This is a genomic window from Bradyrhizobium sp. Ai1a-2, from assembly GCF_000426245.1.
Lineage (GTDB): Bacteria > Pseudomonadota > Alphaproteobacteria > Rhizobiales > Xanthobacteraceae > Bradyrhizobium.
This window is the reverse complement of the sequence record NZ_AUEZ01000030.1, coordinates 82,622-97,095: the sequence shown is the minus strand read 5'-3', so window position 1 is coordinate 97,095 and position 14,474 is coordinate 82,622. Positions and strand designations below refer to the sequence as shown.

Annotated in this window: 16 protein-coding genes; 3 read left to right on the top strand and 13 right to left on the bottom strand. The window is 63.8% G+C overall.

Annotated features, from left to right (window positions below):
* Nucleotides 1-653 precede the first annotated feature (653 nt).
* From K288_RS0120020 to uvrC, 6 genes are all read right to left on the bottom strand, one after another.
* The gene (locus K288_RS0120020; RefSeq protein WP_027581168.1) at nucleotides 654-2,000 is read right to left on the bottom strand and encodes an aspartate aminotransferase family protein; all 1,347 of its coding nucleotides are present in this window, start codon (nucleotides 1,998-2,000) and stop codon (nucleotides 654-656) included.
* A gap of 152 nt (nucleotides 2,001-2,152) precedes the next feature.
* Nucleotides 2,153-3,121, bottom strand: a complete 969-nt coding sequence (gene prmB / locus K288_RS0120015; protein ID WP_027581167.1) for a 50S ribosomal protein L3 N(5)-glutamine methyltransferase — start codon at nucleotides 3,119-3,121, stop codon at nucleotides 2,153-2,155.
* Entirely contained in the window at nucleotides 3,121-3,588 is a 468-nt protein-coding gene (locus K288_RS0120010) for a molybdenum cofactor biosynthesis protein MoaE (protein WP_027581166.1), read from the bottom strand. The genes prmB and K288_RS0120010 overlap by 1 nt, the downstream gene beginning before the upstream one ends.
* Nucleotides 3,589-3,596: 8 nt before the next feature.
* Nucleotides 3,597-3,848: a molybdopterin converting factor subunit 1 gene (gene moaD, locus K288_RS0120005; protein WP_027581165.1), complete on the bottom strand. Its 252-nt coding sequence runs from the start codon at nucleotides 3,846-3,848 to the stop codon at nucleotides 3,597-3,599.
* The gene (gene pgsA, locus K288_RS0120000; protein ID WP_027581164.1) at nucleotides 3,845-4,459 is read right to left on the bottom strand and encodes a CDP-diacylglycerol--glycerol-3-phosphate 3-phosphatidyltransferase; all 615 of its coding nucleotides are present in this window, start codon (nucleotides 4,457-4,459) and stop codon (nucleotides 3,845-3,847) included. Before pgsA ends, moaD begins: the two co-directional genes overlap by 4 nt.
* A gap of 89 nt (nucleotides 4,460-4,548) precedes the next feature.
* The gene (gene uvrC / locus K288_RS0119995) at nucleotides 4,549-6,630 is read right to left on the bottom strand and encodes an excinuclease ABC subunit UvrC (protein ID WP_027581163.1); all 2,082 of its coding nucleotides are present in this window, start codon (nucleotides 6,628-6,630) and stop codon (nucleotides 4,549-4,551) included.
* Nucleotides 6,631-6,857: 227 nt separating this feature from the next.
* On the opposite strand from uvrC, the gene K288_RS0119990 reads away from it, so the two are divergent.
* Nucleotides 6,858-7,469 (top strand): outer membrane protein, encoded by a 612-nt coding sequence (locus tag K288_RS0119990; RefSeq protein WP_027581162.1) that lies wholly within the window; start codon nucleotides 6,858-6,860, stop codon nucleotides 7,467-7,469.
* A gap of 238 nt (nucleotides 7,470-7,707) precedes the next feature.
* On the opposite strand, the gene K288_RS0119980 is transcribed toward K288_RS0119990, so the two are convergent.
* The 4 genes from K288_RS0119980 to K288_RS0119965 all read right to left on the bottom strand — a co-directional run bounded on the left by K288_RS0119980 (nucleotide 7,708) and on the right by K288_RS0119965 (nucleotide 10,476).
* Nucleotides 7,708-7,923 (bottom strand): cold-shock protein, encoded by a 216-nt coding sequence (locus K288_RS0119980; RefSeq protein ID WP_027581161.1) that lies wholly within the window; start codon nucleotides 7,921-7,923, stop codon nucleotides 7,708-7,710.
* A 260-nt stretch (nucleotides 7,924-8,183) separates the two neighbouring features.
* Complete coding sequence (rlmJ, locus tag K288_RS0119975; protein WP_027581160.1) at nucleotides 8,184-9,044, bottom strand: 23S rRNA (adenine(2030)-N(6))-methyltransferase RlmJ; 861 nt, start codon at nucleotides 9,042-9,044, stop codon at nucleotides 8,184-8,186.
* A gap of 172 nt (nucleotides 9,045-9,216) precedes the next feature.
* Nucleotides 9,217-9,900 (bottom strand): ribonuclease T2, encoded by a 684-nt coding sequence (locus tag K288_RS0119970; protein ID WP_027581159.1) that lies wholly within the window; start codon nucleotides 9,898-9,900, stop codon nucleotides 9,217-9,219.
* A gap of 117 nt (nucleotides 9,901-10,017) precedes the next feature.
* Complete coding sequence (locus K288_RS0119965; protein WP_027581158.1) at nucleotides 10,018-10,476, bottom strand: hypothetical protein; 459 nt, start codon at nucleotides 10,474-10,476, stop codon at nucleotides 10,018-10,020.
* 170 nt (nucleotides 10,477-10,646) lie between these two features.
* Here K288_RS0119965 and K288_RS0119960 point away from each other — a divergent pair, with 170 nt between their 5' ends.
* The gene (locus K288_RS0119960; RefSeq protein ID WP_027581157.1) at nucleotides 10,647-10,937 is read left to right on the top strand and encodes a hypothetical protein; all 291 of its coding nucleotides are present in this window, start codon (nucleotides 10,647-10,649) and stop codon (nucleotides 10,935-10,937) included.
* Nucleotides 10,938-10,962: 25 nt separating this feature from the next.
* On the top strand, nucleotides 10,963-11,505 hold the full coding sequence (locus K288_RS0119955) for a DUF3617 family protein (protein ID WP_027581156.1): 543 nt from the start codon (nucleotides 10,963-10,965) through the stop codon (nucleotides 11,503-11,505).
* Between the two features lie 102 nt (nucleotides 11,506-11,607).
* On the opposite strand, the gene K288_RS0119950 is transcribed toward K288_RS0119955, so the two are convergent.
* The 3 genes from K288_RS0119950 to K288_RS0119940 all read right to left on the bottom strand — a co-directional run bounded on the left by K288_RS0119950 (nucleotide 11,608) and on the right by K288_RS0119940 (nucleotide 14,421).
* Nucleotides 11,608-12,993 (bottom strand): ATP-binding protein, encoded by a 1,386-nt coding sequence (locus tag K288_RS0119950; protein WP_027581155.1) that lies wholly within the window; start codon nucleotides 12,991-12,993, stop codon nucleotides 11,608-11,610.
* Between the two features lie 136 nt (nucleotides 12,994-13,129).
* Nucleotides 13,130-13,825: a response regulator transcription factor gene (locus K288_RS0119945; RefSeq protein ID WP_051334627.1), complete on the bottom strand. Its 696-nt coding sequence runs from the start codon at nucleotides 13,823-13,825 to the stop codon at nucleotides 13,130-13,132.
* Between the two features lie 41 nt (nucleotides 13,826-13,866).
* Nucleotides 13,867-14,421: a MarR family winged helix-turn-helix transcriptional regulator gene (locus tag K288_RS0119940; RefSeq protein ID WP_027581153.1), complete on the bottom strand. Its 555-nt coding sequence runs from the start codon at nucleotides 14,419-14,421 to the stop codon at nucleotides 13,867-13,869.
* Nucleotides 14,422-14,474 lie beyond the last annotated feature (53 nt).

Below are 14,474 nucleotides of genomic sequence, written 5' to 3'. Positions count from 1 at the left end.
CATGAACCAGGCCGGCGAACGAGGGCGTCATGCAACGACGCCCCCCTTTTTCCAGGCGACGATCGCCAAATCGTCCCAGTCCAACCTCCATCGACATAAGACCTCCCTCCACAAGACCGCCTCTCATCAGGGAATCAGTCTTCGCCGATCTTCGCAACAAAGATGTGTGCATTAGATAGCCGGTCACCGGGGAGAGCACGAAGTAAGCCGTAACACCATCGCGCAGGGAAAGCCGGAATGCTTCGGTTGAACCTGTGGTCCTACCCCCGTGCTTTTTGTTGCACGGGACCCGCGGGTGCAACCAGCACCCGGCTTTCCCTGCGCCCTCTGATTTCGCGGAGGGTGGAAAGTGAAGCAAACCTCGGACGCAAAGCGTCGCGAGAATGCGAACTCACATCCGCTGTTTGACTCAGACGTAGGATGGGTAGAGCGCAGCGAAACCCATCATTCGCGCCGCTTGCTCCATCGCGATGGGTTTCGCTGCGCTCTACCCATCCTACGAGGCTGCTGTTTGACAATTGAATCAGGAATTCTCTCCCCCTCATTGCGAGGAGCGCAAGCGACGAAGCAATCCATGCCTCCGCAAGCGGCGCGATGGATTGCTTCGCTGCGCTCGCAATGACGGCCAGCGAGATTCGGCGCTCTTGCGAACCCTACGCCACCGCGCGGATGATCTTGCCGACCTTGTCGACGATCTCGCCGATCTGGTCCTCGCTGACGATCAAGGGGGGCGTCAGGCACAGCGAGTCGCCGGCGATCCGCAGCATCAGGTCGTTGTCGTGGAAGGCGCTGTTGAGTGCGGCGAAGCCACGCTTGCCGGGACCATCGGCGATCGGGGCGAGGTCGATGCCGGCGGTGAGACCCACCGTGCGGATGTCGACCACGTTCGGCTGGTCGCGCAGCGACATCACTGCGTCGGCGAATTTCGGTTCGAGCTTGTTCGCGCGCTCGAACAGCTTCTCCTCGCGGTAGATGCCGAGTGTCGCAAGGCCGGCGGCGCAGGCCAGCGGATGCGCCGAATAGGTATAGCCATGCGCCAGTTCGACCACATGTTCGGGACCGTTCATGAAGGCGTCGTGGATCGCGCCGCGCACGATCACGCCGCCCATCGGCGCAGCGCCATTGGTGATGCCCTTGGCGAAGGTGATCATGTCGGGCGTCACGCCATAGCGCTCCGCGGCGAAGGCAAAGCCGAGCCGGCCATAACCGGTGATGACCTCGTCGAAGATCAAGAGGATGCCATGCTTCTCGGTGATCTCGCGCAGCCGTTTCAGATAACCCTTCGGCGCCGGCAGCACGCCGGTGGAGCCCGCCATCGGCTCGACGATGACGGCGGCGATGGTGTTAGCGCCGTGCAGGTTGACGAGGCGCTCCAGCTCGTCGGCGAAATGCACGCCGTAGTCCGGCTCGCCCTTGGTGAAGGCCTGCTTCTCGCGGTCATAGGTCGCCGGCAGGTGATCGACACCGGTGAGCAGCGAGCCGAACAGCTTGCGGTTGCCGACGATGCCGCCGACCGAGGTGCCGCCGAAGCCGACGCCGTGATAGCCGCGCTCGCGGCCGATCAGGCGGATGCGGCTGCCCTGGCCACTGATCTGGTGATAGGCCAGCGCGATCTTCAGCGCGGTGTCGGCCGCTTCCGAGCCCGAATTGCAGAAGAACACGTTGTCGAGTCCTTCGGGCGCCAGGTCGGCGATGCGGCTGGCGAGTTCGAAGGATTGCGGGATGCCGAACTGGAACGGCGGCGCGTAGTCCATGGCCGCTGCCTGCTTGGCGATCGCTTCCGAAATCTGGGTCCGGCCATGGCCGGCATTGCAGCACCACATGCCGGCCGCAGCGTCGATGATCTGGCGGCCGTCAACGGTGAAATAGTGCATGTCCTTGGAGCCGGCGAGCAGCCGCGGCTGCTTCTTGAACGCACGGTTGGCGGTGAACGGCATCCAATGGGCGGCGAGGTCGTTGGGAACGTTGACGGCGGCGGGGCGGGGGCTCTTGTCCAGCATGGGGGCCTCGTTGTGGCGGTGAGCTGATTTGACTCGAAAGTATCAGCTTCGCTGCGCCACGTGAACGGCGCGAGCTGCGATATTTCCGCCGCGTTGCACTGCGTCACACAGCGTCCTTGAGCGAAGCGGATACCGGTTCGCGTGAAAAAGCGTCAGACCGACGAGAGATCGGTTGCGCCAATCCAGAACACTTCGCCCTCGGAATCCTCGGTATCGAGCCAGAGCAGCGGCAATTGCGGATAGGCGGCTTCCAGGACCTCGCGGCCGCGGCCGATCTCGCAAAGCAGTCCGCCTTCCACGCTCAGGTGCCGGGGTGCCTCATTGAGGATGCGTCTGACAATGTCGAGCCCGTCGGCACCACCGGCGAAGGCAAGTTTCGGTTCGGCGCGGCATTCCCGCGGCAGCGAGGCCATGCCAAGCGCATCGACATAGGGCGGATTGGAGATGATGAGGTCGTAACGCCTGCCCTGCAGCGGTTCGAACAGGTCGCCCTGGTGCAGCGTCAGGCGATCCTCCAGTCCGTAATCCCGGACGTTGCGCGCGGCGACCGCCAGCGCGTCTTTCGAAATATCGACCGCGTCGATATCGGCATTCGGGAAACTGCGGCTGGCGAGGATCGCAAGGCATCCGGAGCCGGTGCAGAGGTCGAGCACGGTCACGACGGACAAGGGATCATCGACCAGCGAGCCGCCTTCCTCGTCGCCGCCGAAATGCGAGTCGAGCAGTTCGCCGATGAAGGAGCGCGGCACGATGGTACGCTCGTCGACATAGAAGGGCAGGCCGCGCATGTAGATCTTGTTGACGAGATAGGCGGCCGGCTTTCGCGTCGCGATGCGGCGCTCGATCAGATCGAGGATCTTGCCGCCCTCATGCGCGGTGACACGCGCGCCGGCGAACTGATCGAACTGATCAGGATGCAGGTGCAGGGTTTCGCAGACGAGGAAAGCGGCCTCCGCCACCGGATCGGTGGTGCCGTGCGCGAACACGAGCTTTGCCTCGGTGAAGCGGCTCACCGCATAGCGAACGAAATCGAGCAGCGTCTTGAGTTCACTCGCTGCGACTTTCGGGGATTTCGCTATAGATCGGCCGCGCTTGCCGGCCGGCGTGGTACGCTTGGCCATCAGGATTTGGTCCAGCGCGCAGCCGCCGCGTCATCATGGTCGCGCGCCTCGATCCAGCTCGAGCCCCGCGCGCTTTCCTCGCGCTTCCAGAACGGTGCGCTGGTCTTCAGGTAGTCCATCAGGAATTCGGCGGCCTGGAACGCGGCCTGCCGGTGCTGCGATGCCGTCACCACCAGCACGATGTTCTCGCCGGGCGTGATGCAGCCGACCCGGTGAACGACGGTAAGACCGGACAGTGGCCAGCGCGACATCGCTTCCTCGACATGGCGCCTGATCTCGGTTTCCGCCATGCCGGGATAATGCTCCAGCGTCAGCGCTGCGATCGGCTCGCCGTTCTCGCTGCCGCGGCAGATGCCGGTGAAGCTGACCACGGCGCCGATATCGGTGCGGTCCTTGCCGATCGCGGCAATTTCCTGCGCGATGTCGAAATCGGCTTCCTGGATGCGGATGGTCGCAATCGCGGTCATGTGTTGGCTCAGCCGCCCGTCATCGGCGGAAAGAACGCGATCTCGCGCGCGCCCGATATCGCGGCGTCCTGCCTGACATGGGCATGGTCGATCGCGGCGCGGATCACCCTCGGCTTCTCGAAGGCGTAGGCGTAGGCGTCGTCACGCGCGGCGAGCCAGTCGATAAGCTCGCCGACGGTACGGATATCGGCCGGCGGCTCGATGGTCTCTTCGGCCTTGCCGATGCGTTCGCGGACCCAGGCGAAATATTTCACCTTCATCCTTCATCCTCCTTGATGAGATGATGGATGCCGGCGCGGAAATAGTCGTAGCCGGTATAGATCGTGACGATCGCGGAGATCCACAGCAAGGCCAGCCCGATCAGGGTGACCACCGGGACCACCTGATCGCCCGCCTCGCCCGCCAGCAGGAATCCAATCGCGACCAGCTGCACCGTGGTCTTCCATTTCGCGAGCTTGGTCACGGGGACGCTGACGCGCAAGCCTGCGAGATATTCACGCAGGCCCGACACCAGGATCTCGCGGCACAGGATCACGATCGCGGCCCATAGCGACCAGCCGTGGATGATGCCGTCGGCGGCCAGCATCAGCAGGCAGGAGGCGACCAGGAGCTTGTCCGCGATCGGGTCCAGCATCCGGCCGAAGGCCGATTGCTGGTTCCAGATCCGGGCGTAATAGCCGTCGAGGTAATCGGTGATGCCGGCGGCAATGAAGATCGCGACCGCCACCCAGCGCAGCCATAGCGGGCCGTCCATGATCGCCTGCACATAGATGCAGCCGACCACCACCGGGATGGCGGCGATGCGGGCGTAGGTCAGGATATTCGGAAGGGACAGGGTCTTGGGCTGCCCCCTTGTGGTCGCCATGTTCATCCGTCTTACCAATACCGCTAAAGCGTCGAGGTCAACCGTGGGCGCACAAGATGGTCCGCTGCAGGCGACGCCTTGATGACTCCATCGCTCTAGCCCCCCGGCTGGGAGTGGAAAAACTCGAAGATCTTCCGCGCACTCTCGGCGCTGACGCCGGGAACCTTGCCGAGGTCGGCGATCGAGGCTCGCTCGATCTCCTTCAACGTGCCGAAATGATGCAGCAACGCGCGTTTGCGCGAGGGACCGATACCGGGAATTTCCTGCAAGCCGGCCTCGCGGATGTCCTTCTTGCGCAGCTTGCGATGCGAGCCGATCACGAAACGGTGCGCCTCGTCGCGCAGCCGCTGGATGAAATACAGCACGGGATCGCGGGGCTCTAGCTTGATGGCCTCGCGGCCGGGTATGAACAGCGTTTCGCGGCCGGCGTCGCGGTCCGGTCCCTTTGCCACCGCCATCAGCGACACCTGGGTCAGCCCGAGCTGGTCGAAAATCTCCTTGACCGCGTTCAACTGCCCGCGGCCACCGTCGATGATGACGAGGTCGGGCCACTGCGGGAAGGAATCGTCGTCAGCCTTGACCTTGGGCGCCTCGCCCTCGGCAGGCTTCAGCAGCCGCTTGAAGCGCCGTTCCAGCACCTCGCGCATCATCGCGTAGTCGTCGCCCGGGGTCAGCCCTTCGGACTTGATGTTGAACTTGCGGTACTGGTTCTTCATGAATCCGTCGGGACCCGCCACGATCATGGCGCCGACCGCGTTGGTGCCCTGGATGTGGCTGTTGTCGTAGACTTCGATGCGCTTCGGCACCTGCGGCAGGCCAAGCGTCGAGGCCATGCCTTCGAGCAGCCGGCCCTGGGTTGCGGTGTCGGCGAGCTTGCGGCCGAGTGCCTCGCGCGCATTGGTCAGCGCGTGCGTGACCAGCTCTCTCTTCTCGCCGCGCTTGGGGACTGAGACCTCGACCTTGCGCCCGGCCTTCACCGACAGCGCGTCCGCGAGCAGCTCTGCGTCCTCGACCTCGTGCGAGAGCAGGATGAGCTTCGGCGGCGGCTTGTCGTCGTAGAACTGCGCGAGGAAGGAGGAGAGCACCTCCTCTGACGTGAACGACTTCTCCGCCCGCGGGAAATAGGCGCGGTTGCCCCAGTTCTGGCCGGTGCGGAAGAAGAACACTTCGACGCAGGAATATCCGCCTTCCTGGTGGATGGCGAACACGTCGGCTTCCTCCACCGTGCGCGGGTTGATGCCCTGCTGCGACTGGATCGCCGACAGTGCGGCGAGGCGGTCGCGGTAGAGCGCGGCGGTCTCGAATTCGAGCTCGCCGGATGCCTTCTCCATTTCGGCGGCAAGCTCCTGCTTCACCGCATGACTGCGGCCCGACAGAAATTCGGTCGCCTCGCGCACCAATTCACCATAGCCGGGGAAATCGATTTCGCCGGTGCAGGGGCCAGAGCAGCGGCGGATCTGGTAGAGCAGGCAGGGGCGGCTGCGGCTTTCGAAGAAGCCGTCGGTGCAGGAGCGGATCAGGAACGCGCGCTGCAGCGCCGTGATGGTGCGGTTGACGGCGCCGGCGGAGGCGAACGGGCCGAAATAGCGCCCGGGCCGCGTCTGCGCGCCGCGATGCTTGAGGATCTGCGGCGCCCAGTGGTCGCCGGTGATCAGGATGTAGGGAAACGATTTGTCATCGCGCAGCTGCACGTTGAAGCGCGGCCGGAGCTGCTTGATGAGGTTGGCCTCCAGCAGCAGCGCCTCGGTCTCGGTCGTGGTCGAGACGATCTCGACATTCACGGTCGCCGCGATCATGCGCAGGATGCGCGCCGGCAGCGGCGCGTTGGGCCGCGCATAGGAAGAAAGCCGTTTGCGGACATTCTTCGCCTTGCCGACATAGAGCACGTCGTTGGCGGCGTTGAGCATGCGGTAGACGCCGGGTGAGGTCGGGGCGAGGCGCACCGCATTCTCGATTGCGGCATGGCCGGCTGCGAGGGTGCCCTCGGCGACCCCTTCAGTCGGTTCCTCGGGAACCTCGGGCAGCCGCGCGTCCTCGTCGTCCTCCGTGGCCGACGTCGCCGGATCGACGTCGCCGGTGACGAGCCCGAGATCCTGCGGCGGCAAATCTGGTTTTCGGCCGTGGGGCGTTCCCTTGGGCACGGGCGCCTTCGGATGGTCGGTCGAATCGTGATCCATGGGCCTAAACTAGGCGCTGCCGGCCGCCATCGCCAGCATCGAGCTTCGAGGAGAAAGCCCCGCGCCGGTAACACTCCATTAAGACTGATGGATGGGCGATAACCGCTGTTAACAGGCCCTTAACTTAAAACTTTCGATAAATCTTCTCGAAAAATCAGTGAATTCCGTAACCACGCCGGCCTTCGCAACCGGCGGGGCACGGCTGTTGCGTTTGTGGAGTGGTTGCGATGAAGCGGTTAGCCTTGCGCCTGCTGGCGCTAATCGTCGGAGGATGGACGACGTCGTCAGCAGCGGCCGATTATCGCGCGCCCTATACAGTGAACCAGCCGCTCAACGCCTTGAGCTGGGCAGGGCCCTATCTCGGCGGCAACCTCGGCTATGCCTGGGGTGGGGTGGACAACAACCCGGCCAAGCCGTCGGGTTTCGCGGGCGGCGCGCAGGTCGGCTACAACTGGACCAACGGCCCGTGGGTGTTCGGCGCTGAAGGGGACATCCAGGCGACCGGCGCGGAAGAGACCTTTGCGCCCTGGAAATTCTCCAATCCCTGGTTCGGCACCATCCGCGGCCGCGGTGGCTACGCGTTCCAGAACGTGCTGTTCTACGCCACCGCCGGCCTCGCCTTCGGCGAGCTGCGTGCCGAGACCTTCGGCCTGTCGGAGTCACAGACCAATGTCGGCTGGACGGCTGGCCTCGGCGCTGAAATGGGATTTGCGCCGAACTGGAGCGCCAAGCTCGAATATCTCTATGTCGATCTTGCCAGCAGCAACTTCCTCATCACCGGCGCATCGAACGGCTACCATTTCGGCGTCATCCGTGCCGGCGTGAACTATCACTTCTAGATTCTTGCTTTGACGCGTTTTCTTCACGCGAACCGGTGTCCACTTCGCTCGAAAACGCTCTAACCAACCGCTTCGAAGAATAAGAAAACGATCGACGACAACCTTCCGGCCGTCACAAGCGGCCGGAATTTTTTTGCCGAACTGACGCGCAAGACCGCGCGCATGCCTGTGCGAGCGGGACGCCGCCCGGCAAATCCTGACCCGAGAACTCAGTCCGCTTCAGCGTGAGCGAAAAAGCTCACGATGAAATCACCAGATTGACCGCCTTGGGGCCTTTGCCCTTCTTGTCCGGTTCAACGTCGAACGTAATACGTTGTCCTTCGGTCAAATCCTTCAGTCCTGCGCGCTCGACCGCGGTGATGTGAACGAACACATCGCGGCCGCCGTCATCAGGCTTGATGAAGCCGTAGCCGCGCTCTCCGTTGAAGAATTTGACTGTCCCAGTCATGGCCATCGGGAAACTCCTCCCCCGCATTGCACCGCCGCTACGCGTAACTCACGTAGCGGGCGACCGGACATTCGCTACCGGAAGCTTGGCCACCTCAGCGGATCGGTACCACGCCACCAACCCGCCTGGATTTTTTCTTCGGCCTTGTCACTCCGCCGCAACCATTCGCGGAAGCGGAACGTAAAGCCAGTCCTAACGTGACAAGCATAATACGGTTCCGGGCAAGTTGCCTATGGTCGAGTGGGAGTTTTCAGCAATGGCGTTGGCTAGGGTTTGGGCGTCTCCAGCCTGAATCGGGCCGCGCCGCCTTGGCCCAAGGGCTTTTCCAGCTCGGGCAGGATGGTCTTGAGTTCGCCGGCAAGCGTCCAGGGCGGATTGACGATCAAGAGCCCGGTCGAGACCAGGCCGCTCTCCGCTTCGCGGGGCGCGACGCTGAATTCAAGTCGCAGGCATTTGCCGGCCGGCTTGCTCTTGCCGGTCTCGGAGGCGACATGGCGAGCAAGATCGTCGGTCACGCGACGGCTTTTCACAGGATACCACAATAGATAGCTGCCGGTCGGCCATTTGGCGAACGCCTCGGCAAAGCCTTGCGCCAGCCGTTCGAACTCGTCCTTGGCTTCAAAAGACGGGTCGATCAGGACCAGGCCGCGCCTTTCGTTGGGCGGGACGAAGGCCGGCAGCGCGGTCCAGCCATCGAGGTCGACCACCCGCGCCTGGGCGTCGCGGCGCAGCGCGTCGATCAGGCGCTTGCGCGCCTCAGGCTCGAGTTCGCAGGCGGTGAGGCGGTCCTGCGGCCGCAACAGCGCCCGTGCGATCAGGGGCGAACCCGGATAGGCCTTCAGTTCGCCCGGCGGGCTGAAGGCCTTCACAATATCGAGATAAGGCAGCACCAGCGGCAGCGCTTCCTTCGAGAAGCGTGCCTGCATCAGCCGCGCGATCCCGGTCAGCCATTCGCCGCCGCGCCGCGCCTCGTCGGAGGTGAGATCATAGAGGCCGGCGCCGGCGTGGGTGTCGATGACGCGGAGCGCCGCCGGCTTTTCCTGCAGATAGAGCAGGATTCGCACCAGCACGATGTGCTTGATGACGTCAGCAAAACCGCCGGCGTGAAAGGCGTGACGATAGTTCATGCCTGACGGTTACGACATTGGCTGGATGAAAGTAACCCATGTCATGTCGGGCGAGGTGCAAGCATCGAACTCGGACGCGCAACTACGCGTCGGAGCTTCTCGAGACTTCCCGATGCACAAACTGCACATCTGAGTCTGTTCGTTCGGACCATTCCGGAACGACGAGGAGATCCTAGCCGCCCCGGATCGGCGGCATTACCACCTGGTCTCGGCGGCAGGCGCGGCGATCGGTTTCCTCGCAGTCACGGAACTGCATGTCCCTGCTCATGCAGATCCTGACCTCGCTGAGGCGCTTGCTGTCGCAGGTCACCGAGATTGCCGAACTGCTCAGGCCCGGATTGGCCTTGATGAAGGCCTCTTCGATCTCATCGGGTGCGATCGTCTTCGGCTCCGACAGTTGCAGGAATTCCTCTGGGATCTTCACGGCGGCGCGGGCCTTGCGAACGCTCTCGAAATAGGCGCGTGCCGAGAGGCCCGAGCAGGTGCCGTGCTTGTCCCATTCGCTGTAGATCAGCCCGGGGGCCGGCATCAGGTCGAGCATCGACGTCATGACGTTGCGGGCAAGGCGTGGGGCGGGCCGCTGGCAATATTCCGGAAAGCCGCGCTCATATTGCGGCCAGAGCCCGTGCACCACGAAGGAGTAGGGGCGTCCGCCGCATTGGACCTGCGCCCGCTTGCCGTCGCCGCGCTCGGAGGCCGCTTCACAGAATGACGGCGACCAGGATAGCGCCAGCACGTAGAAATCGAACTCGCCCGGCGCGTTTTGCCGGCGGTCCTGCGCGCTGACCGGGCCGATCACGGCAAGAAAAGCGAGAACGGAAATCAGCAGCCGGGAAGCCAAGGCCAATCGAAACATCAAACACCCCTCACACTCGACCGCAGGCGAGCCTAGCAGGGAGATGGAACATTTCAAGAACAAATTGTGATGCGTTGCGCCGCTTGATTAACAAGATCGCTACGCCAGCCCTGAGGATCAGGGCCGGGCCGACTTGCAGGCGGGATTATAGGCCCAGTTGCGGTCCAGTCCGACCACGCACCATTCGACGCCCTGGCCGGTGCTGGCAAAGCCGCCGTCCTCGATGATCGAGAAATGCACGGTGCGCACCTTGCCGTCGCTCAACATCGCGTCGCCCGAGCAGTAGCGGCGCGGGATATTGTCGGACTGCCAGGGACGGAAGGCAGTCTCATGGATCCGGGAATAGCCGGTGATCACCAGCGGCGAATTCCAGAATTGGCTCTCTTTTTCCTGGAATTGATACGCAATGGTCGGCAGCGCGGCCTCGCAGGGGGCCACGGCTCCGTCATACTTCGGTCCGGACAGCCAGAAGTTCAGCTCCAGCGGATTTGCGGCCTGCGCCATCTGGCTGGACGCCAACAGGCCGAATGCGGCGCAAAGGCCAGTTTTGGTCGAGTAACGAATAGAGTTGCGCATGGGAATCCGCCGGACAATCCAACGCGCGGGACGGTGCCGCGAAGCCCGGGCAAGGTCAAGTGCAGCACGGCAACACTGGCAGAGAACTCAGCAAATCTCTGGCCCACGATTCTTTTCACGGTCGCCGTCGCACTTTATGGTGCCGCCCAAGGATTTGAGGAGAGTCTGCAATGCGAAGGATACTGGCCGCTGGCATGGTTGCCGCAGGCGCAATGCTGGCCGGTGCGCCGGCCCAGGCCGACTGGGTGCCCCCGTTCAAGGGCAACGATACCGGCGGCATCATCGCCTATTCGCTGGCAAGGCAGGCCGATGCCCGCCAGCTCGCGGTCGATCACTGCGCTTCCTACGGCAAGGTGGTGAAATTCCTCGCGGTGCAGCCCTATGAGGGTGGCTACGTCTCCTTCTCCTGCCGCTGGGTGCCTTGGGGCGCCGCCGAGCGGCCGCTGCGCACGCTTTATTGATCGGCGCCGTTACCGGCATCGTCGCATGACACGACATTTCGTTCTGCTCGGATCGGCCCTCGGCTTGGCTGCGCTGCTGCCGGGCGCGGCCGGTGCTGTCGATCTGCCGGTCCGCAAGCCGGGCCTGTGGGAGATGAAGATCGTGCGCACGGGCTCAACCATGCCCGAAATGACGATGCAACATTGCACCGACGAGACCACCGACAAGGATATGAGCACGGCGGTCTCGCCGATGGCGAAGGATATCTGCTCGAGGCAGGATATCCAGAAGACCGCGACCGGCTATGTCAGCGATTCCGTGTGCGGCGTCGCCGGTGTCACGGTGACCTCGCATGCCGAGATCACCGGCGACTTCAACTCCGCCTATACGGTGAAGACGACCTCGCACGCCGATCGCGGCTCGGCCGGCGCGGCGCGCGATACCACCGCCACCGTCGAGGCCAAATGGCTCGGTCCCTGCAAGGCGGACCAGAAGCCCGGTGATGTTATCATGGCCGGCGGCATGAAGATGAACATCAAGGACATGGAAAAGCTGAAGGGCCTGATCCCCAAGCAGCTGCCGAAGTAGTTCTTCTCGTAGCCCGGATGAAGCGCAGCGCAATCCGGGATTCTCGCCACGCGGTGAGAAAGGTCCCGGATTGCGCTGCGCTCCATCCGGGCTACAGGCCATCTACACCGGCACCCTTACCGTTGCGCGCAGGCCGCCCATCGGGCTGTCGCCGAGCATGATGTCGCCGCCATGCGAGCGGGCGATGTCGCGGGCGATTGCCAGTCCCAGGCCGGTGCCGCCCTCATCCTGGTTACGCGCATCGTCGAGCCGCAGGAACGGTTTGAACACCTCCTCGCGCATGTCCACCGGAATGCCCGGGCCGTCGTCGTCGATGGTGACCGTGAGATAGCGGTGGTCGCGGTGGCCGGTGATCGAGATCGAGTTGGCGTGCCGCGCCGCATTGGAGACGAGGTTGCCGAGGCAGCGCTTGAACGAGGCCGGCTTCACCGTGACGACAGGCAATCCGTGGAAGGCGACGGTCGCGGTATGGCCGTGGCGTTCGGCGTCGTTGCGCAATTCCTCGAGCGCCATCGTCATGTCGGTCGGCTGCGCGACCTCGCCGGAATCGCCGCGGGCGAAGGCGAGATAGTCTTCCAGCATCATCGACATCTCGTCGACATCCTTGCGCATGGCGTCGATCTCGGGGCCTTCGCCAAGCAGCGCGAGCTCGAGCTTGAAGCGGGTCAGGATGGTGCGCAGATCGTGCGAGACGCCGGCAAGCATCGCGGTGCGCTGCTCGATCGTGCGCTCGATGCGCGCCTTCATCTCCATGAACGCTTGCGCCGCACGCCGCACCTCGCGCGCGCCGCGTGGCCGGAAATTCGGCGCCTCGCGACCCTTGCCGAAGCTTTCAGCGGCGTCTGCCAAACGCAGGATCGGTTTGATCTGGTTACGCAGGAACAGCACCGCAACGATCAAGAGGATCGTGGACGTGCCGAGCATCCAGAAGATGAAGATCTCCGAATTCGATGCGTAGGCGGCGCTGCGCAGCGCGAAGATGCGCATGATCGCGTCGTCGAGCTGCACGCGGATCTCGACCAGGTTGGATCTGCCGACGGTGTCGATCCAGAACGGGCGGCCGATCTGGCGGCCAAGCTGCACCGACAGCGTCTGGTCCAGCAGCGAGAAGAACGGCTTTGGCCCGGGTTGCGGCATGTCGCCGGGGGGAAGGAAATCGACCACGAGCTGCAGCCGCTGCGCGATGCGGCGGACCTGCGCGCGATCCTTGTCCTGCGGATAGGTCTTGTAGACGTCGATGAGGGCGGCGATGTCCTGCACGACGGCGGCGGAGAGGCGGCGCGTCACCGTGTTCCAGTGCCGCTCCATGAACACGAACGCCACCACGGTCTGCAGCACAACCATCGGCACGATCATGATCAGCAGTGCGCGAGCATAGAGGCCGGTCGGCATCCAGCTCTTGAACGCGTTTCCCATCCAGCCATTGGCTCTGGAGACGCGCTGCGAGGCGTTGCGGATGAGGCTCAGGCCCGTGTCGATGGTGCTCATGGCGGATAAGTCTAGATCATGATCCGATGAGACGAAATCGGATCACGATCTCATCTTTTTGTTTGAGCATGATCTCCGCGCAAACGCTACGCGTTTGTCGCAGGGAAAACCGGTTTCCACTTTTCCGGATCATGCTCTAAGGCGAGGCCACCAGGCGATAGCCGATGCCGCGCACCGCCTGCAGGAACAAGGGATTGGCGGGATCGCGCTCGATCTTGCGCCGCAGGCGGTTGATCTGCACGTCAACGGCGCGCTCGTTGACTGTGCCGCCGCCGGTCAGCGCGCCGCGCGGCACGGTTTCGCCCGGGCTTGCGGCGAGGATGCGCAGCATCTCCCGCTCACGGTCGGTCAGATGGATGATCTCCTCTCCCTGGCGCAATTCGCCGCGGTCGATATGGAAGACGTATGGGCCGAAGGCGATCTGCTCCAGCGTTTGCGCCGGCGGCGGCGCGGTGCGCTTGAGGATGTTGCCGATCCGCAGCACCAGTTCGCGCGGCTCGAACGGCTTTGCCACATAATCGTCGGCGCCGATCTGCAGGCCCTCGATGCGGGCTTCCGCCTCGTGGCGCGCGGTGAGCATGATGATCGGCACCGACGAGGACGAGCGGATGAAGCGCGCGAGATCGAAACCGTTCTCGCCCGGCATCATCACATCCAGGATCAGCAGGTCGAAGTTGAGCCCGAGCAGCTTGGCGCGCGCGTCGCTGGCGCTCATGGCGGTGGTGACGCGGTAGCCTTCGCCGCAGAGGAAGCGCGAGAGAAGATCGCGGATGCGTCGGTCGTCATCGACCAGCAGCAGGTGCGGCGCATCGTCGGCCGGCTTCATCGGCATGCGCGCCGTCGCGGCGGCAATGGTTGCTCCCTGCGTCACACTCACTCCCTCGTCTTCTTCGCCGCGCTGCCGAAGATCGTCTCCAGCACCTTGTCGGGATCGTCGCGGTCGATCATCGCGCGCAGGAACGCCCGCACAGTCTCGACGCCACCCGGATCGAGGCCGGCGACGGCGCGGTTGATGCGGTCGGTCTGCAATCCCGCCAGCTTGGCCACCAGCGCTTCGCCCTTGGCAGTGGCGTAAAGCAGCCGCTGCCGCCGGTCATTGCTGCCGGTCTTCTGCAGGATGTAGCCTTCGTCAAGCAATTGCTTCAGCACGCGGCCGAGCGATTGCTTGGTGATGCGCAGGACGTCGAGCAGGTCGGCGACCTTGAGCCCGGGATAGCGTGTGACGAAATGCATCACCCGGTGATGGGCGCGGCCGAAGCCGAACGCCTCCAGCTCCTGATCGGCATCGCCGACGAAGTCGCGGTAGGCGAAGAACAGGAGCTCGATGATGTCCCAGCGCAAATCGCCCGTCCGCGGACCGGGGGCGGATACGTCCGTTCCCGGTGAATCGGGCTGCGCTGCTGCCGTTGAGAAATTTATGTCAGCCATATTGACGTATCTTGGGTTCAATGTTACAAAACTGCCAGTCACGACGAAATTTT